This is a genomic window from Actinophytocola sp. NPDC049390 (genome assembly GCF_044466355.1).
Taxonomy (GTDB): Bacteria; Actinomycetota; Actinomycetes; order Mycobacteriales; family Pseudonocardiaceae; genus Actinophytocola.
Genome location: NZ_JBITMQ010000002.1, coordinates 92,339 through 115,803, shown reverse-complemented (window position 1 = coordinate 115,803; position 23,465 = coordinate 92,339). Strand labels below are relative to the sequence as shown.

Sequence of the window (23,465 nt, the reverse complement as noted above, 5' to 3'; positions counted from 1 at the left end):
TCGTCACCGGAATGCAACCCGGGGGAGTGGCCGGGCGTCAGACGATGCCCGCCGCGATCAGTTGCTGCCAGATCCGGCCCTGGTCGACCACCTCGACACCCAGCTTCTCCGCCTTCGTCAGCTTGCTCGCGCCCACGTCCGCGCCGGTGATCAGGAAGTCCGTGCTCGCCGACACCGACGACGCGGGCGTGGCGCCCGCCTTCTCGCACAGGCGCTGGAACGTGGGACGAGGAACCTTCTCACCCGAGCGGGGATCGCTGATGGTGCCGGTGACGACCACCGTCTTGCCCGCCAGCGGGGCGTCCGACGCCACCACGGGTGGCAGGTCCTCCTCCCGCACGTCCAACGACACGCCGGACTCGCGCAACCGCGCGAGCTCCGGACGCAGCCGCGTCAGGTGTTCCGTCAGCGACGCCGCCACCTTGGGCCCGATGTCCTCCACCGCGACCAACCGGTCCTCGCCCGCGTCGGCCACCTCTTCCAGCGAGCCGAAACCCGCACGGCACAGGCGAGCCGCCGTGCCCTCCGACGCCATCGGGATCGCCAGGCCGATCAGGGCCCGGCGCAGCCCGACGCGGCGGCTCGCGTCGATCGACTCGATCATCCGCACCGCCGACACCTCGCCGATGCGGTCGAACTCCAGCAGCTGTTCCTTCGTCAGGCGGTACAGGTCCGACGGGTTCTCCAGGATCCCCGCCTCCGCCAGGCGCTCGATCCACACCGGGCCCACCGCCTCGATGTCCGCCGCCGCCCGCGACGCCCAGTGGACCAGCCGGCGCACCGTCTGCGCCGGGCAGGACACGTTGGTGCAGAACAGTTCCCGGCTGTTGCCCTGCTCGGTCACCGGTTGCGCGCACGACGGGCACGTCGCCGGTGGCACGATCGCCCGCTCGGCACCCGTGCGCCGGGACTCGTCCAGCACACCGGCCACGAACGGGATCACGTCACCCGCCCTGCGGACCAGCACCGTGTCACCGATCATGATGCCGCGCGCCCGGATCACCTCCTGGTTCGCGAGCGTCGCACGCGTGACCGTCGTGCCACCCACGAACACCGGCTCCAGCTGCGCGACCGGCGCGATCTTGCCCGTCTTGCCCACGTCCCACACCACGTCCGCCAGGACCGTCGTCTTCTCCTCGGCCGCGAACTTGTACGCCAGCGCCCCCCGCGGGGAGCTCGAACGGGTGCCCGCCGCCGCGTAGGCGTCCCGGTCCGCCAGGCGCAGCACCGCGCCGTCCAGGTCGTAGTCCAGGTCCGCCCGCCGCGCCTCGATCGACGCGATCCGTTCCTGCGCCGCCGCCGGGCCGTCGCAGTGCACCATGTCCGCCGACGTGAAACCCAATGTCCGCAGACCGGTCTCCACGTCGGCCGCCACGTGGGTCTCCGCCGCGTCCGGGTCGCTGCCTGGGTCGCTGTCCAGGTCGAAGGCGAAGAACCGCAGCCGCCGCTCCGCGACCGTCGCCGGGTCCTTCGCCCGCAACGTGCCCGCCGCGGCGCCCCGGGGGTTGATCAGCGGACGGTCGGGATGCGCCGTGTTGTACGCGGCGAACGTCGAACGCAGCATCACCGCCTCGCCGCGCACCTCCACCCGGCCCGGCGCCGGCACCCGCGCCGGGACCCCGTCCACCAGCGCACGCACCAGCACCGTCACGTCGTCACCCGTCGTGCCGTCACCCCGCGTGACCGCTCTGGCCAGCCTGCCGTCCTCGTACACCAGCGCCAGCGACAACCCGTCCAGCTTCGGCATCACCACCACCGGCTGACCGGGGAACCGCTCGAAGAACGCCACGACCTGCTCCGGCCGCGTCGCCTTCTCCAGCGACAGCATCGGCCGCGAATGCCGCACCGGCGCGTGCAGCACCGTCGGCGCGCCCACCTTGTCGAGCGGGTTCGGGTCCGGCGCCCACTCCGGATGCGCCTCGATCAGCGCGCGCAGCTCGTCCTCGATCGCGTCGTACTCCGCGTCCGCCACCAGCGGCGAGCCCCGGTAGTAGGCGTCACGCAGCACGACGACGCGGTCGGCGAGTTCCTGGATGCGTTCCCGAGCGTTCACGGCGCACAACCTACCGGCGACCACCGACAAAAACGCGCACTTCGAGTCCGCACTGTCGAGGAAGCGACCGGACCTGCCGGTCCCCGACACTGCGGACATGGGACCGCTGCTCACCGTGCTCCTGCCGGCCACGCTCGCCGTCGTCATGCTCGGCCTCGGCCTGGCGCTGACCACCGCCGACTTCACGCGCGTGTTCACCGCGCCCAGGGCCGTGCTCGTCTCGCTGACCTGCCAGCTGGCCGTGCTCCCGCTGCTCTGTTTCGCGATGGTCGAGCTGGCCGGGGTCGAGCCGGTGTTCGCGGTCGGCATGATGATCCTGGTCGCCTCGCCCGGCGGCACCTTGGCGAACCTGTTCAGCCACCTCGCCCGCGGTGACGTCGCGCTGAACGTCACGCTCACCGCCATCAACTCCGTGGTCGCCGTCGTGACCCTGCCGGTCGTCGTGGGGCTGTCGGCTCGGCACTTCCTCGGCGACGGCGCGAACGTCGGCCTGCAGCTCGACAAGCTGGTCCAGGTGTTCGCCGTCGTGCTCGTCCCCGTCGCCGTCGGCATGTGGTGCAACCGCGCCCACCCGCGCTTCGCCGCACGGATGCGCGGCCCCGTGAAGAAGACGTCGGTGGTCGTCCTCGTCGTCATGCTCGTCGGCACGGTCGCGCAGAACCGGGAGACGATCTTCACCAACATGGGCACCATCGGCGGGGTCGCGCTCGCGCTCACCGCCCTCAGCTTCACCGTCGGCTACTGGGCGCCCCGGCTCGCCGGCGTGAACCGCGCGCAGTCGATCGCGTCGGCCATGGAGATCGGGGTCCACAACGCCGTGCTCGCCATGACCGTCGCCTCGTCCGTGTTCGGGAACATAAACATGGTCGTGCCCGCCGCGGTCTACGGCACGCTGATGTTCGTCCCCGCCGGGCTGGCCGCGATCCACTTCGCCCGCGGGAGCGCACGAGCGCCTGAGCCGTCGGTCCGCTGACGCTTGTCCCGTTGTGGAGCCACGTTGACCCTGCCGTCACCCGCTGGTGAGGTGGCGGCAGGGGCTACTGGGAGGCGTGGCATGACAGTGACGAACCCGAGGGACAAGCTGACCTACACCGCGCCGCTCGCCACCGGCGACGTGCGCGTCGACGCCTCGCCCGACGAGGTGTACGAGCTGGTCAGCGACCCGGTCGCGATGGCGGCGTTCGCCGAGGAGTTCTACAAGGCCAAGTGGATCCGCGGCGCGACCGGGCCCGCGGTCGGCAACTGGTTCTCCGGCAGCAACCGCAACGGGTGGCGCCGCTGGGTGACGCACGCGGAGATCACCGAGGCCGAGCCGGGACGCCGCTTCGCCTACCGCGTGCGCACCCCGTTCTTCGTGCCGATCTCCCGCTGGGAGTACGACATGGAACCCGACGGCACGGGCTGCCGCCTCACGGTCACGAACTGGCTCCGCGTACCCGGCTGGTTCGTGCCGATCGCCATCTTCATCACCGGCCAGCCCGACCGCGCCGCCACCAACACCGGCAACATCGCCACCACGCTGACCAGGCTCAAGGCCCACTTCGAGCGCTGATCAGAGCCGGTGCAGGCCCTCCAGCACCCGGCGCATCAAATCCATCGTCGGGGCACCCGCGGTCACCGGCCCCGCGGTCGCCACCAGCCCGTACTCCAGCAGGTCGGAGATGATGACGCGGGCCGCGCCGATCGGCAGGGACCGGTAGCCGGCCACCTCCGCCACCGAGATCGGCCGCAGGCACAGCTCCGCCACGGCGTAGTGGTCCGGCGGCAGGTCGGCGGGCACCTCGGGCACCGTCAGCGACAGCATCGTCTCCAGCTCCAGACCGGCGGCCGACCTCGTGCGGCCGCCGGTGCGGGCGTACGGGCGGACGATCTGACCGTCGAACTCGACGCCGTCCATCGACTCGATGAAGTGCGCGACCGCGTCCTCCTGGGCAGACACCACCCGCTCGATCGGCGCGGTCTCCTCCTCCGGCTCGACCGGCGGCGGCTCGCGGACAGGCTCGGGGACGGGCTCCGGGGCCTGCTCGGGGCCCGGTTCCGGCTCGGGCCCACGGGCGGCCTCGTCGTCGGAACGCGAGCCGTACATCCCGAAGATGTCCATACCGTCCGCCTGTGCGGTCGTCAGCCGATGCCCAGCGCCACCCGGATCGGATGCGCTGCGAAGTACAGCGCGAACAGAGCGGCGACGCCCCACAGTAGCGGGTGAACCTCACGGGCCCGACCCTGGAAGGTCCGCAGCACCACGTAGGTGATCATGCCCGCGCCCAGACCGACCGCGATGGAGAACGAGAACGGCATGAGCACGGCCGTGAGCAGGCACGGGATCACGATGGCGACGTCGCTGAAGTCGATGCGCCGGATCTGCGCCATCATCGCGAGACCCACGATCACCAGCGCCGGCGTGGCGGCCTCGAACGGCACGATCGACACCAGCGGCGCGATGAACATCGCGACCAGGAACAGGCCACCGGTGACGATGTTCGCGAAACCGGTCCGCGCGCCCTCGCCGATACCGGCAGCCGACTCGATATAGGTGGTGTTCGACGAGGTCGACGCCGCGCCACCGCTCGCCGCGGCCAGCGAGTCGACCAGCAGGACCCTGCCGACACCCGGCACCTGGCCGTCCTTGTCCAGCAGCTTCGCCTCGGCGGACAGTCCGACCACGGTGCCCATCGTGTCGAAGAAGTCCGACAGCATCAGCGTGAACACGATCATCAGCGCGGCGAGCACACCGACCCGCGCGAACCCGCCGAACGGATCCACGTCGCCGATCAGCGACAGGTCCGGCAGCGCGACGATGTCCGACGGCATCGTCGGCACGTTGAGCTGCCAGCCGGTCGGCACCGGCTTGCCGTCCACCAGCGACGGGCCGGGCTTGAACACCGCCTCGATGATGATCGCGAGGACCGTGCTCGTCGCCATGCCGATGATGATCGCGCCGCGCACCTTCTTCATCACCAGGATCGCGGTGAGGATCAACCCGGTCAGGAACACGACGATCGGCCACCCGGTGAGCGTGCCGCCCACCCCGAGACCGACCGGCACCGTGGTGCCCGCCTCGTCCGGGACACGCCGGATGAAACCGGAGTCCACGAGGCCGATGAACGCGATGAACAACCCGATGCCCACGCTCATCGCCGTCTTCAGGTCCGACGGGATGGCGTGCAGCACCGCCACCCGGACCTTGGTGATCACGAGCAGCGTGATGACCACGCCCTCGATCAGCACCAGGCCCATCGCCTCCTGCCACGACATCTGCGACGCGACCGACACCGCGAGGAACGAGTTGAGGCCGAGCCCGACCGCGATCGCGAACGGGTACCGGCCGACCACACCCATGAGGATCGTCAGCAGGCCGGCGGCGAGCGAGGTGACGCTGCCGACCATCGCGATGCTCTCCGGCACGCTGCCCGCGCCGCCGAGCAGGTTGCCGTCGGCGTCCGCGACCGTGCCGATGATCAGCGGGTTGAGCACGACGATGTAGGACATCGCGAAGAACGTCGCGAAGCCACCGCGGATCTCGCGCCCGAAGTTCGACTCGCGCTCGGATATGCCGAAGTACCGGTCGATCGCGCCCGGTGTTCTACGCCCGCCTGAAGTGTCGCGCGGAACCCGTGGGATGCGATCGGTGACCATTCGGTTGACTCCCTGACGTGCGCTTCACGCTGATCATCTGGCGTGCCGCGCCCACGGTAGCGAGCTGCGTTGCACGGTCAATAGGCCGTTCAGGGCATCTGTGACCCATCACCCAGGATGAAACGATTCACCACGTTCCCATATGCACAGTCCATTGAGGACTACGCGCGTCGGCGTCCACGCCGGACGGCCACGCCGCCGACGACCGCCGCGACGGCGAGCACGGCCACCGCCGCCAGCGGCAGCGGCAGCCCCGGCAGCGGCCACGACACTGGCCACGGCGAGGAGACGTACTCGGTCACCACCACGACCGCGCGGTACGGCTCGTCGGTCGCCGCGGTGGTGATCCGGATGTCGCTGTCGATGCGCTCCGGCCGGAACTCGCCGTCGTAGCGGGTGAGATACCGGGGACCGGACATGGCCGCCGACAGGACCGGGTGCGCGGGGCCCGGCTCGACCCGCCCCGCGAACGTCAACTCCGGTGCGCCGCCGCCCGGCGCCGGGTTGCTGACGTCGACCCGGTGGTCGGCGAGGACGTACAGGCGCAGCGGCTGGTTGGAGTCGGCCGTCGCGGACAGCCGCATCGGGTACACGGGCGTGTCGGTCTCGAAGGACACCCGCATCGGCGGCAGCCCCTCCTCGAGGCTCCCGGACGACGGCGCCAGCCGCACGGCGACGATCAGCCAGCCCTCGGCGAGGTAGGTGGAGAGCGGCGCGGTCAGGTCGGTGGGCATCGTGAAACCGTTGTCCGCCAACCAGGTGGTGACCGCCGTCGCGTCGTCACCGGCGAGCTGCGCGACCTCGAACGGTCCTATCTCGACATGATCGACGACCGTGGCGCCGCCACCGGAGTCGGGCGCCGCACCCGACCCGTCGCCGTCGACGACGACCTCCCGCACCTCCACGTCGGGCTTGCTGATCTCGTCCAGCTCGGCGAACACGTCCGCGTCGGCCACCTCGAACCGCGCCCGGGACGGCACCGGCATCAGGAACGCCGCCTCGTCCGCGGCCGACCGCGCCAGCACGGACAGCGTGATCGACTCCGTCCGCCCGTGCAGGTCGACCAACGCGGTCTCCTGCTGCGCGGAGAGCTTGTCGTCGGCGACGAAGGCACCGCACGCACACGCACCCGACTCGGCCGGGCCGAACGTCACCAGCGTCGCGGTCACCGCCGCCACGACCGCCGCCCTGGCCGTCACACCACCGAAAGACATGGCGGTCGGACGTGCCGGGCGGGTCGCCGGGTTCCGGCGAGTTTGTTTCGTCTCGACCCGTCCGGGAAAGCCCCTGTCCGAACAGACTGGAGGACGGACGATGCCTGTCGTCGGATGGCACGCCTCGCACGAACAGATCCCGCCGAGCCGGCTGCTGCGGGACGTCCGCCAGGCGGAGGAGGCCGGGTTCGAGGCGGCCTGGTCCTCGGACCACTTCTCGCCGTGGAGCAGCAGGCAGGGCGAGTCCGGGTTCGCCTTCGCGTGGCTCGGCGCGGCGCTGGCGACGACCCGGTTCCCGATCGGGGTCGTCAACGCGCCCGGTCAGCGCTACCACCCGGCGGTGGTGGCGCAGGCCGTCGCGACGCTCGCCGAGATGTACCCCGGGCGGCTGTCGGTGGCGCTGGGCACCGGTGAGTTCTCCAACGAGCACGTCACCGGCGACCCGTGGCCCGACAAGGCGACCCGCAACGCCCGCCTGCGCGAGTGCGTGGACGTCATCCGCGCGCTGCTCACCGGCGAGGAGGTCACCCACCACGGCCTCGTCCGGGTCGACCGGGCGCGACTGTGGACCCTGCCCGAGCGGCCACCCCGCCTGCTCGCCACCGCGGTCAGCGACGCGACCGCCCGCTGGGCCGCCGAGTGGGCCGAGGGGCTCATCACCATCTGGCAACCCGAGGACGTCCTCCGCCGCGTCGCCGAACCCTTCCGTGACCAGGGCAAACCGCTCGCACTGCAGGTCCACGTCAGCTGGGCACCCGACGAGGACGAGGCGTTACGCATCGCACACGAACAGTGGCGCACCAACACCTTCCCCGCCCCGCTGTGCTGGGACATCGCCACGCCCGAACAGTTCGACCAGGCCGCCGCGCACGTGCGCCCGGAGGACATGCACGGCGCCGTGCTGATCGCGAGCGACCCGAAGCGGTTCGTCGAGTGGCTGCTCAAGGCCGCCGACCTCGGCTTCGACGAGATCTACGTCCACCACGTCGGCCAGGAGCAGGAGGCGTTCATCGACTGCTTCGGCGAACACGTCCTCCCGGAGCTCGCATGACCGGCAAACGCACCGCGACCAGCGACCTGTGGTGGAAGAACGCGGTCATCTACTGCCTCGACGTGCAGACCTTCCTCGACGCCGACGGCGACGGCCGCGGCGACCTCGTCGGGCTGACCGAACGCATCGACTACCTCGCCGGTCTCGGCGTCACGTGCCTGTGGCTGATGCCGTGCTACCCGTCGCCGGAACGCGACGACGGCTACGACATCAGCGACTTCTACGCCATCGACGAGCGGCTCGGCACCCTCGGCGACTTCGCCGAGATGCTGCGCACCGCCCAGGACCGCGGCATCCGGGTGATCATCGACCTGGTCGTCAACCACACCTCGCACCGGCACCGCTGGTTCGCCTCCGCGCGCAAGGGCCGCGACGCGCCCTACCACGACTACTACGTGTGGGCCGACGAACGGCCGGACACCCCCGAGCAGCTCGTCTTCCCCGGTGAGGAGACGTCGAACTGGGCCTGGTGCGAGGAGTCCGGGCAGTGGTACTTCCACCGGTTCTACGCCGAGCAGCCCGACCTCGACACCGCGAACCCGGCCGTGCGCGACGAGATCGCCAAGATCGGCGCGTTCTGGCTCGCGCTCGGCGTCGTCGGCTACCGGATCGACGCGGTGCCGTTCCTGCTGGAGGAGGTCAGCGGCCCGGCGGGGGAGCACAAGGACCCGCACGCGCTCGTGCGCGAGCTGGGCCGGTTCCTCACCCGCCGCCGCGGCGACGCCGTGCTGCTCGGCGAGGTCAACCTGCCCTACGACAAGGCGGTCGAGTTCTTCGGCGTCGCGGGCGACGAACTCAACATGATGTTCAACTTCCCGCTCAACCAGGCCATGTACCTGGCACTCGCCCGCCAGGACGCGACGCCGATCGCCAAGACGCTCGAGTCGATGCCCGACATCCCGTCCGAGTGCCAGTGGGCCAACTTCGTCCGCAACCACGACGAGCTGTCGCTGGACCAGCTGACCGACGACGAACGCGCGGAGGTGTTCGAGACGTTCGGCCCTTCCGAGGACGTCCAGGTCTACGGCCGCGGCCTGCGCCTGCGGCTGCCCACCATGGTCGACCACGACGAGGCCCGCATCCGGCTCGTGTACTCGCTGATGTTCTCGATGCCCGGCACACCGACCCTGTTCTACGGCGAGGAGATCGGCATGGCCGAGAACCTCGCCATCCCGGGCAGGCTCAGCTCCCGCTCGCCCATGCAGTGGTCCACCGCACCGCACGCGGGCTTCTCACCGGCGCCCGAGGGTGCCCGTCTGAGCCGGCCGGCGCCCGAGGGTGCCCGTCTGAGCCGGCCGGTGCCCGACGACGTGTCCGCGAACGTGACCGACCAGCGCCGCGACCCCGACTCGCTGCTCAACTGGATGGAACGGCTGATCCGCCAGCGCAAGGAGTGCCCGGAACTCGGGTGGGGTGAGGTCACCGTCCTGCACGCGGAGGGTCCGCTGCTCGCGCACCGCTGCGAGTGGGACGGCCTCGCGGTCGTCGCCGTCCACAACCTGTCCGGCGCGGACGCCAAGCTGACGCTGTCCCTGGCCTGTGACCGGCTGCAGGGCCTCCTCGGCGCCGAGGACCACACACCGGGCGACGAACTGACCATCGGACCGTACGGCTACCGCTGGTACCGCCTCACCACCTGAGCGCGCGCAGCCCGTGCTCGCAGGCGGCGACGACGCCGACCGCCGGGTGCGCGGCGAGGTCGTGCACCCGGCCGGTGGTGTCGTCGCGACCGGCGGGTGCGCCGGACGTGGCGTCGAGCCACAGCACACCGGTGTCCAGCCCGACGGCCAGCCGGGTGCCGTCGGGCGTGAAACACAGCGACGCGGAGCAGGTACCGCCGGAGGCGCCCGCGACGTCGTCGTCCACGGGCCGGTGCCACCCGATCTCACCCGAGTCCGCCCCGGTCACGACCACGAGCCCGCGGTGGCCGTGGTCCCGTGCGCGGCCGTGGTCCGGCCGGACCCACGTCGCGACGAGGCGCCCGTCCGGGGAGAACGCCACGTCGGACACGATCTCCGGCCCGCCCGCGGAGGGCAACGGGTCCCGCGTCCAGCGTTGGTGCGGGCCGTCGGCCAGGTCGAGGGCGGTGAGCCAGCACGTGCCCTGCATCGAGTTGCCCACCACGACCGTCCGGCCGCCGGGGGAGAAGCGCGCTACGACGCTCCAGTCACCGAACCCGCCGAGGTCACCCACGACCACCTGTCGTTCGAGGTCGACCACCCGGATCTCCTCACAGGACGGCGCCACCAGGTACCTGCCGTCGGGAGAGAGCGCCGGCTCGGGGTACAGGTCGTCGGGCAGCAGGTCGCCGGGGACCTCGCGCACCCGGCGCAGGTCGGCCCAGTCACGCAGCCACACGGACTCCCGGTCGGTGAACGCGGGCGCGCCGTGCAGGCCCCAGCTGGGCGCGCGCCCGCCGAGACGGACGACCTCGACCGGTTCGACCGTCGGCGTGAGCCGCCACCGCACGAGGACCGTCCCGGAGAACAGGCTGGTGAGAGCACCCGACCCGCTCGGGTCGAGCACGACCCAGTCCTGGGCGCGGCCCGCCACCTCGTCGGGCAGCAGCGCCACCTCCCGGCCGCTCGCCCGGACCATCGCGACCAGCCGGTCCCGCAGCGGCCCGTCGGCCAGCAGGTCGGACGGCAGCGCCCCGAACCTGTCCCGCACGCCCGGGTCCGCGCCCCGCCCGACCAGCCGTTCCGCCACGTCGAGCCACCCCGCGTCGCGGCGGACGCGGCCGCAGGCGGCGTGCAGGAGCGTGCCCGGCCGGTCCACCGGCGCGCCCGCCTCGATCAGCAGCAACGCCGACCCGGGGTCGTCCGCGAGGCCCAACGGGGTGTGCCCGTCACCGGTCACCACCCCCGGGTCAGCACCCGCGGCGAGGAACGCGCGCACGACGTCGGTGCGCCCTTCCCTGGCGGCGACGTGCAGCGGTGTCTCGTCGAACAGGTACGTCGCCGCGAACCCGGCCGGACCGGCGGCGGGCGCCAGCGCCTCCGCCACCCGGCCGCTCCTGGTCCAGTGCAGCGCGTTGTCCCCGCCGTCCCGCGCCGCGCCCGGGTCGGCGCCCCTGGCCAGCAGGAACCGCACCACCTCGGCGGCGTCCGCGCGCCACGCCGCGGCGATCAACGGGGTGATGCCCATCCAGCCGCGGACGTCAACCAGACCGGGGTCGGCGGCGAGCAGTTCTGTCACGCGGTCGAGGTCGCCTGCCTGGGCAGCCTGGATGAGCGGATGGTCGTCGGGCACCCGCACAGCCAACCAGGAGCGCAGGGCACAGAGATGACGAACGCACCATAAGGCGCTTGTCAAGGCCGTTGGCGGTTCCGTGTCGGCGACGTGACCTGAATGTTGTGATTCACGTCAAGTCGGCTGGCATCCGGGTGCGGCGGTGACGCATAGTCGCGGTCGCCCCGACCCGGGCGCGTCAGGTGTTCCCCCGCGCCGCGCGCCGACTACCCCTGGAGCCGCCATGGGTGCGCGTCACAGACGGACGCGAACCGCCACCGCGACCCTGCTCGCCACGCTGATGGTCACGACACCACTGGTCAGCCCGTCCCCCGCGGGCGCCCAGCCGTCGCTGTCCGACGAGATCGCGGCCGCCGACGCCGAGCTGCGGGCCGCACAGGCGAAGCTCGCGTCCACCTACGCCACGTTCACCGCCGCCGATGGGCGGTACAAGAAGGCGAGCGCCGCGGCCAAGGCCGCGTCCGACAAGGCCAACCAGGCCGCCTCGGCCGCCACGGCGGCCGAGAAGGAGGAGCGCGAGCTGCGCCAGGAGTTCGACCAGTTCGCCGCGTCGAACTACCGCCAGGGCACCACCATCGACAACATGAGCGCGTTCTTCGAGGCCAAGGACCCGAACGACCTGCTCGACCGGGCGTCGCTGCTCAACGCGCTCTCCGGCGAGTACAGCGAGGTGTTCGGCGCCACGCAGCAGGCCGTCGACCGCAAGGCCGCGACCGCACGCTCTGCGCAGACCACCCGCGACAAGGCCGTCCGCGACCGCGACGCCGCCGCGAAGGCCAAGACCGACGCCGAGGCCGCGTACAGGACCGCCGTGTCCGTGCAGGACAAGGCCAAGGCGGAGACCACGCGGCTGGCCGACCGCCGTGCCGCGCTCGCCGCCCAGAGCGCCGCCGCCGACAGGGCGGACGACGCGGCCGACACCGGCGGCGGCGCTGTCGCCCAGGTGACCGGTGACGTCGCACGGCCCGCCGTCGGCACGCTCACCTCCACCTACGGCGCCCGGTGGGGCACCATCCACTACGGCATCGACATCGCCAACAGCATCGGCACCCCCATCCACTCCGCCATGGCGGGCGAGGTGATCGACTCCGGTCCGGCGAGCGGGTTCGGCCTGTGGGTTCGCGTCAGGCACGACAACGGGCTGATCACCGTCTACGGCCACATCAACGAGTCGCTCGTGAGCGTCGGCCAGCGCGTCGCCGTGGGCGAACAGATCGCCACGATGGGCAACCGAGGCCAGTCCACCGGTCCGCACCTGCACTTCGAGGTGCACGACAACGGCAACAAGATCGACCCGTTGCCGTGGCTGCGCAGCCACGGCGTGAACATCTGACCAGTCAGCTGGTCAGCGGTCCACGCCCGCGGTGGGGTCGCCGATCCGGCCGAGGAACAACGGCGCGCCGTTCGCGGTGTCGGTGATGACGAAGAGGAACGGCCGGTCCACGGTCACCGTGTGTGGCACCGGCACCGAGACGATCTTCGCGTCGCCACCCGACGCGGCCGCCGCCTCGGTGCCCTCCTCGTCGACCCGCACGAACGTCCGGTGCCGCACGGAGTCGAGGTGGAGCGGCGCGTCGTCGGTGATCCCGCCGAAGTCGGCGGCGGTGGAGAACGCGTCGGTCATCCCCGCCGCACGCAGGGTCGCGCCGCGGGCCCCCTTGCCGCGCAGCACGCCGGGGCCGGCGGGCACGATCACCGTGAAGGCCAGCCGCCCGCCCCGGTACGGCATCGGCACCGTGACCGTCGAGCCGTCGGCGCGCGTGAACGGCGCGTCCTCGGTCCGCTCAGGCGGGAACGCAGCGTGTCGCGGAAGGCGGGATTCAGTTCGAGGCCCTCCTGCGCCCTGGCGGCGTTCGACACCCGCAGTGCTTCCCGGTCGAACTCGGGCAGCCGCGGCTCCACCCCGTCCGGCAGGTGCAGGACCTCCCTGATCTGCGCGGCGGGGGTTCCGGCGTCGGCTCCGCACCACACGCCGCGACGAGCAGTACGAGACTGCAACCGCGTCGAGAACCTCATGCCACCCACGCACCAGGTTGCGGCGCAACCGCCGTGATCAGCGAAGATCCACATTGTCGGTGGGCGCCGCTATGTTCTCCGCGTCCCGCGACGGCGGGGGAGGGAACACAGGGAGATGGTGCGTTGTCGGATTGGGAGAGGTCGAGCACGGCACGGGTGGTACCGCCCGCCCGGCCGAGGAAGCTCGCCAAGGTGCCGTTCGTCGAGCTGGCCGACGGACGGCTGCAGGGCGTCGTGTCCAGCGGCTCGGACATCGGACGTGTGTACGTCTCGTCGGTCACGGCCGGCACCTACGCGTTCGCCTGCAGCACCAACAACAACCGGCCCTGCGGCGGTGCCCGGGGTTCCTTCTGCAACCACATCCTGGCGATGGTCACCGAGGCGGTCCTGCAGTACGGGGCCGAGCGGGTCGCCCGGTACCTGCGGGTCGAACCCGGCGACGAGGTGACCGCGCAGACCATCACCGCGGAGATGCTCCGCACGCGGCCCGCGCAGGGGGACACCAGCGCCGCGGCGACGGTGTTCAGCCAGTTCCTGCGCCACCTCGCGTACCTGGAACTCACGGCGACCACCACGCCACTGCCGGAGATGCAGTGGTTCCCGCCGACCAGGGCGGTGGTCTGATGCGCACCGACCTGCTCGCAGACCCCGTCGCCGGGCTCGACGAGGCCCTCGCCGCGGTCGACGCCACCGACGAGGCGCTGACGACCGGGCTCCTCCGGCCGCGACCCGGCGGCCTCGCACCACTCGCGGACGCCGTCGCGGGCACACCGCTCGGCGGCAGGGTCGCCGAGGCCGTCGAGAAAGCCGCCGCGGGTGCCGCGGGCGAAGACCACTTCCTCGCCATCGCCGCGGCACGCACCGCGCTGCTCGGCTCGGTCCACGACGCCCTGGTGAACCGTGTGGACGAGGCGACCGGCCGACCGGTCACAGTGGACACCGCCGCACCGACGGGCGGGCAGCAGGCGGTGAATCTCCTTGCCGCGGCCCGGTCCTGGCTGTCGGACATCGCGCGCGCCGGGTGGCGTGGCATCGACCACGACATCGTCTCCGGGGCCGGGCCCGTGATCACCGCACTGCTGCCGGATCCGGCGCTGCGCCGTCTCGCGGCCGTTCTTGACGGGTTCGCGGCCGAGCTCGCCGCGTCGTGCCCAGGGGCCGCCCTGGCTCGCGTTCCCACCCGCCGCTGGGGCGACCTGTGGGCCCGCGCCATGGTGCTGACGGTGCCGGGCGCGGCCGACACGCCCGCCACGGGCACGGCGACGGGCCGTGTCCTGCCGCTGGGTGTGGACCTGCACGAACACGCGACCGCAGCGCAGGCACAGGTCCACGCGGTGTTCGAACCGGAGGGCGGCGGCACGCCGAGTCTCGTGCGGGCCAGTGTTTCCGTGCCGAAACCCGACACGGTGCTCGGTGCGGGCATCTGGCAGCTGCTCCGCCCGCACCTGTCGCTCCTCGCCGCGGTCGGCGAGGGCCGCTCGATGGACATCACCGCCATGCCGGTCACCGCCGAGGGCGACCTGGTCTGGGACGACCGGCAGGCCCGTCCTGGCGAGCCCGCCGACGCGTTCACCACGGCCCGGGTGGTGCTGCCGACCGCGACCGCCGCAGTCACCGCGCCACTGCACCGGCACCCCGCACGCATCGCGGTCCCGGTCTTCCTGGAGGGCTACACGGCCGGCACCGTCGACGGGGCAACGGTTTTCGACCTCGCCGGGCACTCGCTGGCCGTCGACGCCGACCGCGTGCCCGCGGCGGGACCGCTCACCCCCGAGGCCGTCGCCGCGTCGCACGCCTGCATCGGCCTGCTCCGCTGGGACGCCGGGGAGTTCCGCCTGCAGCCGCTCGCCGTCGAGACCACTGTGCGTAAGAAACCGGTCGCGGTGCACGCCGGGGCGTGGGCGGGCGGCACGACCGACAAGGCCGGCGTCAAGGCGGAGAAGGCGGCGACCGACGCCGTGGCGGTGCTGCGGGAGCGAGCGGGAAGGTTGCTGCGCAAGTGACTTCCGACGACAACCGCCGTCAGGTCCTCTACTGGCGGCTGCTCGCACGGCTCTTCGACCACGAGGAACAGGCGACGCTGGAGTCGGCGAGCCTCGCCGTCGTCGAGGACGCCGGTCTCCCGCCCGCGCTGCTCGACCCGTACACGTCCGTCGACTCCATCGTGCAACGGCACCCGGACCTGGCGGCCGAGTTCGACGGCCTGATGGTGCCCGAGCAGGACGGCGAACGACACGGCTCCGCCGAGGTGCGGCGCGCCGCGCTGGTGTCGAAGGTGCTGCTGAACGTGTTCACCACCGGCGCGGGCAACGTCACCGCGGAGCAGCTCTCCCGCTGGCAGGCCGACGCGGGCTGGCTCGAACGGGCGCTCGGCTGCCGGCCGGGCGACCTGCGGGGCCGCTCCGGACGGGGCACGACCGGCACCGCCCCCAACCCCGACCTGAGCACCCTGCTCCCGGAGATCGGTCCCGACCTCGCCGACCTCGAAGCCGACCTCGTCAACCGCATGCGGTTGCGTGAGGTGCTCGCCGATCCCACCCTCGCCGCGCAGCTGACGCCGAGCATGTCGCTGATCGAGCAGTTGCTGCGGGACAAGAACAACCTGTCCGGTGTTGCGCTGGCCAACGCGAAGTCGTTGATCCGCCGCTACGTCGACGAGGTCACCGAGGTGCTGCGCACCCAGGTGGAGAAGGCGACTGTCGGCGAGCCGGACCGATCGGTGCCGCCGAAACGGGTGTTCCGCAACCTCGACCTCGACCGCACCATCTGGAAGAACCTCGTCAACTGGAGCCCGGAGGACGAGCGGCTGTACGTCGACCGGCTCTACTACCGGCAGACCGCGCGCAAGACCACACCGCAGCGGCTGATCGCGGTCGTCGACCAGTCGGGCTCGATGGTCGACTCGATGGTCAACTGCGCGATCCTGGCGTCGATCTTCGCGGGCCTGCCGAAGGTCGACGTGCACCTGATCGCCTACGACACCCAGGCGCTCGACCTCACCCCGTGGGTGCACGACCCGTTCGAGACGCTGCTGCGCACCAACCTCGGTGGCGGCAACGACGGCATGGTCGCCATGGGGCTCACCCAGCCCAAGATCGCCGAACCGAGGAACACCGTCGTGGTGTGGATCTCGGACTTCTACGAGACCAGGATCGAGCAGCTCTTCGAGTCGATGGCCGCGATCCACCGCTCCGGGGCGAAGTTCATCCCCGTCGGGTCGGTCACCAGCTCCGGCCGCGGCAGCGTCAACCCGTGGTTCCGGGAGCGCTTCAAGGACCTCGGCACACCGGTGATCTCCGGCCACATCAGCAAGCTCGTCCACGAACTCAAGACCTTCCTGACTTCCTGAAAGAGGCTTTCCATGTCCGACCTGTTGCGCGCCCCCGCCGAGCTCAAGTACGCCGAGGAGCTGGACTGGCTGGAGTCGATCGACGACAACCCCAAGCCGTTCGCGTGGCGCCTGTCGCCGAAGATGGTGCGGCTGTTCGTCCTCGGCGCCGAACGCGCCGACGGCCTCGACCGGGAGATCTCCCAGAAGTGGTTCGGCGACCGCACGTTCGTCGAGCGGGCCATCGTCACGCTCGCGTCCGACCGCGGCCTGCTGCTGATCGGCGACCCCGGCACCGGCAAGAGCTGGCTCGCCGAGCTGCTGGCCGCCGCGATCAGCCGCAACTCGACGCTCGTCGTGCAGGGCACGGCCGGGACCACCGAGGACCACATCAAGTACTCGTGGAACGTGTCCATGGTCATCGCGAAGGGTCAGTCGCGGGAGTCGATGATCCCGTCGCCGATCATGACCGCGATGGAGCAGGGCTCGATCGGCCGGTTCGAGGAGCTGACCCGTTCCACGAGCGACGTGCAGGACGCGCTCATCTCCATCCTGTCGGAGAAGTACATCTCCGTGCCCGAGCTGGGCGGTGACAGCGACAGCGACAACATCGTGTTCGCCAAGCCCGGCTTCTCGATCATCGCGACCGCGAACAGCCGCGACCGGGGCGTCAACGACCTGTCCTCGGCGCTCAAGCGGCGCTTCAACTTCGTCCGCATCCCCGTGGTGACGAACAAGAAGAGCGAGACCGAGATCGTCCGGTTCCGCACCGAGGAGCTGCTGCGGCGCCACCAGATCGAGCTGGACGTGCCGCCGACGCTGCTGGACGTGCTGCTGCAGAGCTTCGCCGACCTGCGTGCCGCCGCGGCGTCGGCGGGCAGCGACGACGAGAAGCTGGAGTCCGCGCTGTCCACCGCCGAGCAGATCGGCGTGCTGGAGGACGCGATCCTGCACAGCAACTTCTTCGGCGAGCACGCGCTGACCGCCCGCACACTCGCGTCCTCGCTCGTCGGGTCGCTGGCCCGCCGCGAGCCGGAGGACCTCGCGATCCTCAACAAGTACCTGCACGGCGTGGTCGAGCCGCGCAGCAAGGGCGAGGGCGGCGAGTGGCCGGAGTTCCTCGCAGGCGGCCGCGACGCGATCGCCACCTTGTCGTGAGCGGAGCTTGGGGAGTGAACCGTGGACACACGGCGACCGCGAGCGGCGCCACCGAGCCTGCGAGGGGGCGTCGTGAGTGAGTTCGACGCGCTGCGCACGCAGCTGCGGGACGCGGCGGCCACGTTCGCCGACGGACCGGGTGCGCTCGAGGGCATCCTGCTCGGCATCGTCGACGACGTCGACCGCGCCGTGCGGGAGCCGCTCGAGATCTTCCCGGTCTGCCACCACTCGCCGGCTTCGGCCATCGCGATGGCGCGGCGGCTGCGGGAGAAGCAGCCGAAGGTGATCTACCTGGAGCTGTGCGAGGACATGGCGCCGCTGCTGACCGAGCTGCGCAACTGCCGCCTGCCGGTCGCGGTGCAGGCGTTCGCGACCGAGGTCGACGGGTTCCCGGCCGAGTGGGCACCGCTGTCGGTGGTCGCCCCGATCACCGAGGCGTCCGCCGAGTACCAGGCGATCGCGCACGCACTGGACACCCCCGGCGTGGACCTGGTGCTCGTGGACCGGTCGTCCGACCACGTCTTCCAGTGGGAGCACCGCGACACCGCGCCCGCCGACCCGGACGCGCCCCCGCCCGACGAGGAGGCGGCGCTGCACGGCGACGCGATCGGCGTGGAGATCGGCGGCCTGCGGCCGCGGTTCGCGGAGCTGGAGGAGCACCTGCTGCGCCACGGCAAGGTGCGGCACTGGTCGGAGTGGTGGCACCAGTACGTCGAGCTGCCGCTCGGCGACAGCGACCACGACACCTACCGGCAGGTCATGCTCCTGATCGGCAGCCTGTTCCGGCGCCTGGCCCCCGGCGACGCCAGGCACGTCCGGGTGGACGAGGACCGCGAACGGTACATGTGGACGCGGATGCGCGAGCACCTCGCCGCGACCGGCACCGACCCCGCCGACTGCCTGTACGTCTGCGGCGCGTTCCACGCGGCCAGCCGGGTCGACGAGTTCGGCGTCCACGGCACCGACACGTTCGAGATCAGCCCGCGCACGGCCAGCAAGTGGCAGCACGGCCTGATCCCGTCGAGCCACGCGGCGATCGAGGCGCAGTTCGGCCTGGCCGCGGGCTCGGTGTCGATCGCGGCGACGGAGTGGGCGAAGAACGTCAAGCGGACGCGGGTGCAGCCGTTCCGGCTGGCCGGGCAGGCGAGCGGAGCCAAGCGGACCAGGTCCAAGGCGTTGCCGGAACCCGTGCCCGCGACCATGTCGTCGGACCAGCTCACCGGCTTCCTGCAACGGCCGCCCGTGCTCGACCGCCTCGACGAGGCGGAGCTGCTCGGCTGGTCGGTGGAGGTCGTGCGGGCCGCGCGCCGCAACGGCTACCTCGCGTCCACAGCGGACGCGATCGCGGTGTTCGAGACGTCGATCCTGCTCGCCGGCATGCGGGACCGGGCCAAGCCGACGCCGTACGACTTCCAGGATGCGGCGGTCACGTGCATCGAGAAGGACACCGTGCCGGGCAGGCGCGACGTGCGCCGCCTCGTCGAGATCATGATGGGCGGCGACCGGATCGGCCAGGTCGGCTACGACGCGCTGCCGCCGCTGGCCCGCGACGTGCACGACCGGCTCGCGCCGCTGGAACTGAAACTCCAGCAACGCGGTGTGCGGCGGGCGCTGCTCGACATCGCGTCCCGGCCGGAGCTGGGGCCGTGCTCGGACGTGCTGTGGATGCTGCGCTACCTCATGCCGCACGGCGCGGCCCGGCCGATCATGGGGGAGCGGCGGCTCGGGGAACGCCCCATCCAGGAGTCGTGGGACCTGGCGCTCGGCACGCACCAGCGGGCGCTCATCGAGCTGGGCTACGAGGGCGTCAGCATCGAGCAGGTGCTGGAGCAGCGGCTGCGGCGCGTGGCGTACGGCAAGGACGCGACCGCCGCGAAGGCGCTGGCGGCCGTGGAGGACGCGACGCTGTACCTGCGCAGCCACCGCCTCGCGGGCGAGCTCGGCACCCGCGCGCTGGAGGTCCTGTCGACCGAACGTGGCGTCGACGGCGCCCCCGAGGTGCTGCGCCGGGTGCGGCGGCTGCTCGCGTTCTACCGCACCAGCGAGCCCACGCTGCCGTCGTGGATCGAGTCGTTCGTCAAGACCGGCTACGCGCACTACTGCACGCTGCTGCCGACCGCGTTCACCGACGACGACGCGAACGTCGGCCAGGTCGCCGCGATGCTGGGCTTCCTGTTCAGCATGGAGGGGCTCGCGCTGTCGCTGGGCTGTGACCGCACACAGCTGGAGCTGGCGATCGCGCAGTCACACCCCGAGGAGCCGGCGAAGCTGGCGCTGCTGTGGGCGGCGCGGGTGCACCTCGGGTTGCTGACACGTGCGGAGCTGCGGGCCCGGTGCGACGACATGCTGGGCAACCCGCTGGTCCTGCCCGCCTACCCGCGCTACCTCAGCGGGTTCCTGCACGCGCTCGAACCCGTGCCCGGCCTCGCCGACTTCGTGGTGGAGGCGGTGTCGAACGCTTTCGCGCGGCTGCCGGACCCGGTGCTGCTGCCGTGGCTGCCGACGCTGATCACCACCCTGCGGGCGGGCGGTGCCGAGCTGGCCCCGCTGCTGATCCGTGAGGCGGGCCGGATCTTCCCCGGCCGTCTCGCCGCGCTGGACGAGTGGGTTCCGCCGTGGCTCGGCCAACCCGGACCGGCGCCCGCGCGGACCGCCGCCGCGGGTGGTGCGGCGCTGCTGCCCGCGCACCCGGCGACGTGCGACGCGGTGGCCGCGCTACTCGGCTGCGACGACCCGTGGGCTGCGGCCGGTGCCACCAACGGGATCGCGTTGCTGGACCGCCACCCCGAAACCGCGCACGCACTGGAGTCGCTGTTGGCATGATCGAGTAGCTCGATCGTGGGTCGAGGGACCTTCCATCGAGCGTTGACGGTGACCCTCGATCGGTTGTCGAGGGTCACCGTCAACGCGCGGTAGAGGCAGTGGCTAACCGGTGCCGCAGGACACGGTGGGCCAGGTCCAGTTGCCGTTGTGCTGGATGGTCACGCCCCAGTTGTTGCCGTTGCCGTTCGGTCTGGCGACGAGCTGCTGGGCGCTCGGGTACGAGGCGCTGATGTTCCAGGTCGCGATGATCCGTGCGGGCGACGGGACGTTCATCGTCACGGTCCAGCTGTTCGATCCCGACACCGCGACGTTGAGGTTGTACCGGTCGCTCCACTGCTCGCCCGCGGACAGCGTCGCGGTGCAGCCACCGCCGCCACCCCCTCCGCCGTCACCGCCGCCGGACCCGCCGATGGTGATGTTGGAGCTGCCGCTGCTCTGGTAGCCCTCGGTCGCCAGGATCATGTAGTCGTGCGAGCCGAGGTTCATGCCGTGCCGCGCCCACGCGTCGAAGTGGTTGCCGCTGGTGATGGTGCCGCCGGTCCGCCTCGACTGCCGCACGCTCCAGTACTGGTTGAACGTCCTGGTGCCGTCGATGGACGGCGCGTTGTAGCGGGTCGTCTGGTAGATGTCGTACGTGCCGCCGTCGCTGGTGACCGTGCCCTTGTACGTGCCGGTCGGCCGGTAGGTGCCCCAGTTGTCGACGACGTAGTACTCGACGAGCGGGTTCCTCGTCCAGCCGTAGAGCGTCAGGTACGCGTTGCCGGACGGGTTGAAGCTACCGGAGTAGTTCACGCTCATCCGCCCGCCGGTCCGCCAGCCCTTGCCCGCCACGAAGTTCCCGGTGTTGCGCCACGACGTGGTGTAGTTCCCGCCGCCACCGAGGTCCATGGAGACGGTGCCCTGGCTGTCGGTCCAAAATGAATAGAAGTACCCGTTGTGGGTGCCGGTTTGATTTGTCGAAATCGCGTTGGCGATACCGGACGGCAACAACGTCGTCGCCACCAGCGCCAGTATGCTCGCGCCGACGGCGACCAGGCTGGACCTGCGTCTTTTCCGGCGCGCGAAAGTTACGTTCATCAGCGGTGCTTCCTCTTCGTCGAGGTACGTCGCTGAAAAATTATGAGTTCGCCGCCGACGAGCTGTCAATAATTTTCGGAAATGTTTCGGACCCCGTATTCCGAAACATTTCGGCTGCTCGGAAAGGCGCGTGCGCCTTTCCGAGCAGCCGAAGCTCACAGGGCGAGCCGTCGCCAGGACGCGGTGTCGCGCAGCAGCTGCCGGTCGTGGGTGGCGACCACGACCGCGGCGGGTGTCGACGCGAGCGCCACGGTCAGCTCGTCGACGAGCGTGGCCGACAGGTGGTTGGTCGGCTCGTCGAGCAGCAGCACGTGCGGCCGCCCGGCGAGGACCAGCGCGAGGTCCAGCCGCCGCCGGGCACCGATCGACAGCTCCGCCACCGGCCGGTGGGTGTCGCGCCGGTCCAGCAGCCCGAGCGACCCCAGCCCCGGCGCGGTCCCGCCACTGCGTGCGACCCGCCCGTCGTACAGCTCGACCGCCGTGCGCGGGCCCGGCGGGTCGGACTCCTGACCGAGCCAGCCGATCCTGATGTGCCGCCCGCGCACGACACTGCCGCCGCTCGGCGCCAGCGCACCGGCCAGCACGGCGAGCAACGTCGACTTGCCCGCACCGTTCGGCCCGGTCACCACGAGACGATCACCGGAGTCCAGGGCCACGTCGACGGCCCGCGGGAGCCGGGCCGCCACGGTCACCCCGTCGGCACGCACGAGTGTCGTGCCGCGCCGCTCCGGCAGGTCGGGCAGGACGAACCGGTTGGGCGGCGGCGGAACCGCGACCACGTGCGCGGCCAGTTCCTCCTGCCGCCGGTGCACCGCGCGCACGAGCCCGGGCGCGCGGGTCGCACGGGTGTGCTTGCCGTGGCCCTTGTCCGGCCGCCAGTTGTCACGCAACCGGTTCTGCGCGGCCGAGAGGTCGTCGGCCAGCCGCTGCCGCTCGGCGACCTGCTCGCTGTGCAGTGCCTCCCAGCGGGCGCGCTCGGCACGGCGGCCCTCGACGTAGCTCGCGTAGCCACCGCCGTACACCCGCGGCCGCCCGTCGCTGGACGGGTCGAGGTCGAGCACCGTGGTGGCCACGTCGGCGAGCAGTGCCCGGTCGTGGCTGACCAGCACGACCACGCCGGGACTCGCCCGCAGCGCGGCGGTGAGGTGGTCGAGCCCGGCGGCGTCGAGGTGGTTGGTCGGTTCGTCGAGCAGCAGCATCGCGTGGCCCGCGCCGAGCAGGCACGCCAACCGCACGCGGTGCCGTTGGCCGACGGAGAGGGCACCGAGCTGCCGGGTGCGGTCGTCGACGGCGTTCAGCGCGGCCAGCGACACCTCGACCCGCCGGTCGGCGTCCCACGCGTCGAGTGCCTCGGCCGCCGCGAGCGCGGTGGCGTAGGCGTCGTCGGCGCCGGGCCGGCCGTCGGCGAGTGCCTCGGTGGCGCGTTCCAGCCGGGCGAGCGCACCACGCGCGGCGGCCAGCTCGAGGTCGATGAGGTCACCGACGGTCCGGTCGGTGCCGAGCGGGATCTGTTGGTCGGCCACGCCGATCGAGCCGGTGCGGTACACCTCGCCCCGGTCGGCGGGCAGGGCACCGGCGAGCACGCGCAGCAGGGTGGTCTTGCCGCGGCCGTTCTCGCCGACGACGGCGACACGGTCACCGGCGGCGGCGACGAGATCCACCCCGGCTAGCACGGGCCGTCCACCGAACGACACGTGGACGTCGGACGCGCGGACGTGCGCCGCGCGCGCAGGGGCGAGCGAAAGGTCGGACATGAGGGGAGCTGCCTCCACGAAGAGGTGATGAGCAGGAAAGGACGAATACCGGCACCGCGGTCCGCGGGGCCGGTGGAGGCGTCGTCCCTCAGAGGTAGAGCAG

General features: G+C 71.7%; 18 protein-coding genes. 10 read left to right on the top strand and 8 right to left on the bottom strand.

The window, feature by feature from the left end; translation table 11 throughout:
- Positions 1–37: 37 nt before the first annotated feature.
- Positions 38–2,053: an NAD-dependent DNA ligase LigA gene (ligA, locus tag ACIBVP_RS06850; RefSeq protein WP_396105046.1), complete on the bottom strand. Its 2,016-nt coding sequence runs from the start codon at positions 2,051–2,053 to the stop codon at positions 38–40.
- 97 nt (positions 2,054–2,150) lie between these two features.
- Here ligA and ACIBVP_RS06845 point away from each other — a divergent pair, with 97 nt between their 5' ends.
- Together ACIBVP_RS06845 and ACIBVP_RS06840 are read left to right on the top strand one after the other, a co-directional pair.
- Entirely contained in the window at positions 2,151–3,026 is an 876-nt protein-coding gene (locus ACIBVP_RS06845; protein ID WP_396105045.1) for a bile acid:sodium symporter family protein, read from the top strand.
- 81 nt (positions 3,027–3,107) lie between these two features.
- Positions 3,108–3,605: an SRPBCC family protein gene (locus ACIBVP_RS06840; RefSeq protein WP_396105044.1), complete on the top strand. Its 498-nt coding sequence runs from the start codon at positions 3,108–3,110 to the stop codon at positions 3,603–3,605.
- Here ACIBVP_RS06840 and ACIBVP_RS06835 read toward each other — a convergent pair whose 3' ends face one another.
- The 3 genes from ACIBVP_RS06835 to ACIBVP_RS06825 all read right to left on the bottom strand — a co-directional run bounded on the left by ACIBVP_RS06835 (position 3,606) and on the right by ACIBVP_RS06825 (position 6,903).
- The gene (locus ACIBVP_RS06835; protein WP_396105043.1) at positions 3,606–4,154 is read right to left on the bottom strand and encodes a DUF742 domain-containing protein; all 549 of its coding nucleotides are present in this window, start codon (positions 4,152–4,154) and stop codon (positions 3,606–3,608) included.
- Between the two features lie 20 nt (positions 4,155–4,174).
- Positions 4,175–5,689, bottom strand: coding sequence for an NCS2 family permease (locus tag ACIBVP_RS06830; RefSeq protein WP_396105042.1), 1,515 nt, complete (start codon positions 5,687–5,689; stop codon positions 4,175–4,177).
- Positions 5,690–5,850: 161 nt separating this feature from the next.
- Positions 5,851–6,903, bottom strand: coding sequence for a DUF2330 domain-containing protein (locus ACIBVP_RS06825; protein ID WP_396105041.1), 1,053 nt, complete (start codon positions 6,901–6,903; stop codon positions 5,851–5,853).
- Between the two features lie 100 nt (positions 6,904–7,003).
- Between ACIBVP_RS06825 and ACIBVP_RS06820 the strand changes: the two genes are divergently transcribed.
- Both ACIBVP_RS06820 and ACIBVP_RS06815 read left to right on the top strand, forming a co-directional pair.
- Positions 7,004–7,954 carry a TIGR03885 family FMN-dependent LLM class oxidoreductase gene (locus tag ACIBVP_RS06820; protein WP_396105040.1) on the top strand — a complete coding sequence of 317 codons (951 nt, stop codon included), beginning with the start codon at positions 7,004–7,006 and terminating at the stop codon, positions 7,952–7,954.
- Positions 7,951–9,594 carry an alpha-amylase family protein gene (locus ACIBVP_RS06815; protein WP_396105039.1) on the top strand — a complete coding sequence of 548 codons (1,644 nt, stop codon included), beginning with the start codon at positions 7,951–7,953 and terminating at the stop codon, positions 9,592–9,594. Before ACIBVP_RS06820 ends, ACIBVP_RS06815 begins: the two co-directional genes overlap by 4 nt.
- On the opposite strand, the gene ACIBVP_RS06810 is transcribed toward ACIBVP_RS06815, so the two are convergent.
- Positions 9,584–11,206 (bottom strand): ankyrin repeat domain-containing protein, encoded by a 1,623-nt coding sequence (locus ACIBVP_RS06810; protein ID WP_396105038.1) that lies wholly within the window; start codon positions 11,204–11,206, stop codon positions 9,584–9,586. The genes ACIBVP_RS06815 and ACIBVP_RS06810 overlap by 11 nt on opposite strands.
- 223 nt (positions 11,207–11,429) lie before the next feature.
- On the opposite strand from ACIBVP_RS06810, the gene ACIBVP_RS06805 reads away from it, so the two are divergent.
- Entirely contained in the window at positions 11,430–12,539 is a 1,110-nt protein-coding gene (locus ACIBVP_RS06805; protein WP_396105037.1) for a M23 family metallopeptidase, read from the top strand.
- Between the two features lie 12 nt (positions 12,540–12,551).
- Here the strand turns inward: ACIBVP_RS06805 and ACIBVP_RS06800 are convergent, their stop codons facing one another.
- Positions 12,552–12,935 carry a serpin family protein gene (locus ACIBVP_RS06800; RefSeq protein WP_396105036.1) on the bottom strand — a complete coding sequence of 128 codons (384 nt, stop codon included), beginning with the start codon at positions 12,933–12,935 and terminating at the stop codon, positions 12,552–12,554.
- Positions 12,936–13,345: 410 nt separating this feature from the next.
- On the opposite strand from ACIBVP_RS06800, the gene ACIBVP_RS06795 reads away from it, so the two are divergent.
- From ACIBVP_RS06795 to ACIBVP_RS06775, 5 genes are all read left to right on the top strand, one after another.
- Complete coding sequence (locus ACIBVP_RS06795; protein WP_396105035.1) at positions 13,346–13,846, top strand: hypothetical protein; 501 nt, start codon at positions 13,346–13,348, stop codon at positions 13,844–13,846.
- Positions 13,846–15,225 carry a hypothetical protein gene (locus ACIBVP_RS06790; RefSeq protein ID WP_396105034.1) on the top strand — a complete coding sequence of 460 codons (1,380 nt, stop codon included), beginning with the start codon at positions 13,846–13,848 and terminating at the stop codon, positions 15,223–15,225. Before ACIBVP_RS06795 ends, ACIBVP_RS06790 begins: the two co-directional genes overlap by 1 nt.
- The gene (locus ACIBVP_RS06785; RefSeq protein ID WP_396105033.1) at positions 15,222–16,571 is read left to right on the top strand and encodes a VWA domain-containing protein; all 1,350 of its coding nucleotides are present in this window, start codon (positions 15,222–15,224) and stop codon (positions 16,569–16,571) included. Before ACIBVP_RS06790 ends, ACIBVP_RS06785 begins: the two co-directional genes overlap by 4 nt.
- Positions 16,572–16,583: 12 nt before the next feature.
- Complete coding sequence (locus tag ACIBVP_RS06780; protein WP_396105032.1) at positions 16,584–17,708, top strand: AAA family ATPase; 1,125 nt, start codon at positions 16,584–16,586, stop codon at positions 17,706–17,708.
- 72 nt (positions 17,709–17,780) lie between these two features.
- Entirely contained in the window at positions 17,781–20,531 is a 2,751-nt protein-coding gene (locus ACIBVP_RS06775) for a hypothetical protein (protein WP_396105031.1), read from the top strand.
- Between the two features lie 102 nt (positions 20,532–20,633).
- On the opposite strand, the gene ACIBVP_RS06770 is transcribed toward ACIBVP_RS06775, so the two are convergent.
- Both ACIBVP_RS06770 and ACIBVP_RS06765 read right to left on the bottom strand, forming a co-directional pair.
- A complete protein-coding gene (locus ACIBVP_RS06770; RefSeq protein ID WP_396105030.1) occupies positions 20,634–21,608 on the bottom strand; it encodes a glycoside hydrolase family 11 protein in 975 nt (324 codons plus the stop codon).
- A gap of 155 nt (positions 21,609–21,763) precedes the next feature.
- Complete coding sequence (locus ACIBVP_RS06765) at positions 21,764–23,362, bottom strand: ATP-binding cassette domain-containing protein (protein WP_396105029.1); 1,599 nt, start codon at positions 23,360–23,362, stop codon at positions 21,764–21,766.
- Positions 23,363–23,465 lie beyond the last annotated feature (103 nt).

Bases quoted from the DNA above. Each gene is read 5' to 3' on its own strand.
- ACIBVP_RS06845 (WP_396105045.1), top strand. From the start codon at position 2,151: ATGGGACCGCTGCTCACCGTGCTCCTGCCGGCCACGCTCGCCGTCGTC.
- ACIBVP_RS06840 (WP_396105044.1), top strand. From the start codon at position 3,108: ATGACAGTGACGAACCCGAGGGACAAGCTGACCTACACCGCGCCGCTC.
- ACIBVP_RS06835 (WP_396105043.1), bottom strand. From the start codon at position 4,154: ATGGACATCTTCGGGATGTACGGCTCGCGTTCCGACGACGAGGCCGCC.
- ACIBVP_RS06830 (WP_396105042.1), bottom strand. From the start codon at position 5,689: ATGGTCACCGATCGCATCCCACGGGTTCCGCGCGACACTTCAGGCGGG.
- ACIBVP_RS06825 (WP_396105041.1), bottom strand. From the start codon at position 6,903: ATGTCTTTCGGTGGTGTGACGGCCAGGGCGGCGGTCGTGGCGGCGGTG.
- ACIBVP_RS06820 (WP_396105040.1), top strand. From the start codon at position 7,004: ATGCCTGTCGTCGGATGGCACGCCTCGCACGAACAGATCCCGCCGAGC.
- ACIBVP_RS06815 (WP_396105039.1), top strand. From the start codon at position 7,951: ATGACCGGCAAACGCACCGCGACCAGCGACCTGTGGTGGAAGAACGCG.
- ACIBVP_RS06805 (WP_396105037.1), top strand. From the start codon at position 11,430: ATGGGTGCGCGTCACAGACGGACGCGAACCGCCACCGCGACCCTGCTC.
- ACIBVP_RS06800 (WP_396105036.1), bottom strand. From the start codon at position 12,935: ATGCCGTACCGGGGCGGGCGGCTGGCCTTCACGGTGATCGTGCCCGCC.
- ACIBVP_RS06790 (WP_396105034.1), top strand. From the start codon at position 13,846: ATGCGCACCGACCTGCTCGCAGACCCCGTCGCCGGGCTCGACGAGGCC.
- ACIBVP_RS06780 (WP_396105032.1), top strand. From the start codon at position 16,584: ATGTCCGACCTGTTGCGCGCCCCCGCCGAGCTCAAGTACGCCGAGGAG.
- ACIBVP_RS06770 (WP_396105030.1), bottom strand. From the start codon at position 21,608: ATGAACGTAACTTTCGCGCGCCGGAAAAGACGCAGGTCCAGCCTGGTC.
- ACIBVP_RS06765 (WP_396105029.1), bottom strand. From the start codon at position 23,362: ATGTCCGACCTTTCGCTCGCCCCTGCGCGCGCGGCGCACGTCCGCGCG.